The sequence below is a fragment of the Cetobacterium sp. genome, assembly GCF_048470075.1.
In the GTDB taxonomy this organism is placed as follows: domain Bacteria; phylum Fusobacteriota; class Fusobacteriia; order Fusobacteriales; family Fusobacteriaceae; genus Cetobacterium_A.
Genome location: NZ_DBGBQB010000366.1, coordinates 1 through 3,304 on the forward strand (window position 1 = coordinate 1; position 3,304 = coordinate 3,304).

The window sequence follows — 3,304 nt, forward strand, 5'->3', positions numbered from 1 at the left end:
CTTTTGTTTAAATCCCTCTTCATCTAGTAAAGCAATAATCTCTTTTAATTCTTTTCCAGTAAATCGTTCTGGTGAGATTTTTAAAAGTTTTAAGGCATCTATTTTATCTTGATTTTTAATGATAAATTCTTTGAAGCTCTCTAGATAATCCTCTGGCCTCCTATTTTCAAACTCTTGATAAACTTCTTGAACCTCATCTTCATGATCTGCTATAACTTGTTTATTTATACCTAACTTTAAGCTATCTATATAAATTAAAAACTCTTTTTCTTTAATTAGTTCTTCATATAGAGTTTCTTTTGGAGCATTATTTAAATATTTTATGTATTCATCTATACTTGAGATTTCATCTTTTCTTTTAGCATTAAAAAGAGCTTTAATATAATCTTGGCCCCTTTTTTCTAATCTTTTCTTTTTTCTTTGAAGTCTTCCTACTATTTCATCCTTAAAATAGTTAGTAGCTTCTATATTCCCACTAGAACTTTCTAAGTCAGAATATAATTTTTTTATATTTGATTTAGGATTTGTTACAACTGGCTTCATGTCGCTATGCTCTTCTAAATCTGCATAGATGTCAACTGCATCATATATTTTAAAGCAATCCTTTCCAATATCATCGCATCTTCTTGTAGCTCTTCCTATCATCTGCTCGTATAAAATTCTACTTTTTACTTTTCTTAAAAATACTAAATTAGAGATTGCAGGTACATCTACTCCTGTTGTTAATAAATCTACTGTTACCGCTATCGTTGGATACGGTTCATTTTTGAACTTCTTTATTAACCTCCCTACATCCTTCACCGAACCTGTTAATTTTTCTATCATGTCATTATTCATTTGAGGTTGCCCATAAGCATCAAACTCTTCTTTTAAAATTCTAACAATCATATCTGCATGTTCGTCTGTCGCTGCAAATATAAGTGTCTTTTCTGGTCCAAAAGGATTTATATATTTTACTAAAGCCGAGCATACAGCTCTGTTGAATCCTTCTGTTATAACTGTTGTATTAAATTTATCTACATCAAAATCTAATTGATCTTCAATATTCTTTACAATATTTACTTTTTTTGTTTCATTATCATAAACTTTAACATCTGCACCTTTTTCATAATGAATCCCATCTGATGATAATTTTGTTTTTATAATATAAGGTGGCTCAAAATCTACTAAATAACCATCTAAAACTGCTTGTCTATAAGAATATTGATATACTGGCTCTCCAAATATTTCATATGTATGTAAAGCTGGTGTTGCCGTTAATGCTATTTTATCAGCTTGAAAATAATCAACAACGCTTCTATACTTACTTCTATAATCCAACTCATCCCTAAAGTTCTCTTCATTTTCATCTTGAATTTTATCTAAAATATATCCTCTATGAGCTTCATCTATTATAATACAATCATACTGTCCTACTGTTGGCTTATTATCTGAGTATAAAATTCTTTTCATTAACCCTTGAACAGTGGCTATATGAACTCTTGTTGTATCCTCTGGAAATTTATCAGTTAATCCTTTTATATCATAAATTTTTGAAATAGGTAGCTCACTTTCAATTTTAGCATTATCAAAAGTATCTTTTGTTTGTTCTCCTAAAGTTGATCTATCCACTATAAATAAAACACGCTTATATTTTTCTGCTTTTAATATTCTATAAAGAATAGCTAACGCTGTCCTTGTTTTTCCTGTTCCTGTTGCCATTGTTAAAAGTACTTTATTTTGTCCATTTATCAAAGCATTCTCAACAGCTTTAACTGCATCTATTTGATATGTTCTAAGATTCAATCCTGTACTTGATGATAAGTAATCTAAAGATGTTTCTTTTAATGTGTGATTAGCTAACATCTCATCTTTTTCTAATAGTTCTTTCAAATCTCTTGGTGAATAAAACCCTTTTAATGGTTTTACTGAATTTTTTTCTCTTCTCCCATCCAAAAACCATATTCCTGATTTGTCTATTAAATAGGGATTAAAATCTCTTCCATTACTTGAAAACATAAACGGAGCTTTATATTTATTTAAAAATGGAGCTCCTTCACATAGTTCAACTCCGTCTTTTAAAATTAGGCCTTCTGAATACATTCGACTATCTCTTTTTAAAGCTCCGCCTATATCTACACTATATCTTTTAGCTTCTAGTACCCCATATAACTTTTTACCATAAAACAATGCATAATCTACATATCCTACTGCACCATTATCTTTTTCACACGGCCATTCTGCTATAGCTAAGAACTTTTTTGATTCGGGTAAGGTTCTTTTAGTTTTATAATTCAAATTTATTGTGTCTGCTTCCCACCCTGCATCTATCAACTGTTGGTCTATTAAAATTCTAGTCTCGGCTTCTGATAAGTCTACATTATTCTTGATACTTTTTCTAAAATTATTTCTTTCATCAATCGTTTTTACTACTATTTTATCTATATCTAATTTTTCAAATATCTTTTCTTTTTCATCCTTCTCAACTATTTCTAATAATTTCTCATAAGCCTCTTTATAATTTATATCTTGAGGACTTTGAAAAGATACCTTTGTAGAATCAAATTTTATATCACTTCCATAAAGTTCATTAAACCATGCTGACAGCTTTACTACTAAAGAAAGTAATACTTCCGCTTCTTTTTTGTCTTCAAATCCTTTATGAACAGCGTCATTTCCTTTTCTTCTTATTAAATGAAGTATATCTTCTATCTCTGGTGATATTAATTCATTGTTCTTTAAGATTCGAATTCTTTCTAATTGATTATCACTTTCAACATCTTGCATCCTTTCGGCTTTTATAATTGCCTTTGCTATATACTCACCAAGTTGTCTTATTTTTATCATAGCAGTATTTGGGTCATTATTCAGATTATACTCTGCCATCTCTCCAATTCTAGCCAATATATTCCAATCTTTTCTCAAAAAATAAAAGTTACTTTGCACGGAACACTCCCCCTAATATAGTAATTAATATTTTGTATTTTTCAATTATATTTTATCATAAAACCATAATAAAAACAAAAGGAAGCAATGGGAATATTACTTACTTTAAATTATAATCTTTTTAAAAAAATAAAATAATATATTCTATAAATTCCTAAAACTTATTAATAGTTTTAATTAACGCAAAAATTAAAGGTGGCTAAATTTTTAAATTTAACACTTAAGCTATTAATTCTTAAAACATTATATAGTATTATCGATGATTATTATATTTTTAACAATCTTAACTTAATTTATATATTTTCAGGGTATCACCATAGATTTCAAAAATTTTTTAGGAAAATATGAAATTATATTATATAATAATTTAAATTATTAT

Annotated in this window: 1 protein-coding gene; it reads right to left on the minus strand. The window is 27.9% G+C overall.

Annotation, left to right across the window (positions count from 1 at the left end; all coding sequences use genetic code 11):
• Nucleotides 1-2,925: type I restriction-modification system endonuclease (gene hsdR / locus ACMOUI_RS12775; protein ID WP_418966078.1), on the minus strand; the 2,925-nt coding region annotated here is incomplete at its 3' end.
• Between the last annotated feature and the right edge of the window lie 379 nt (nt 2,926-3,304).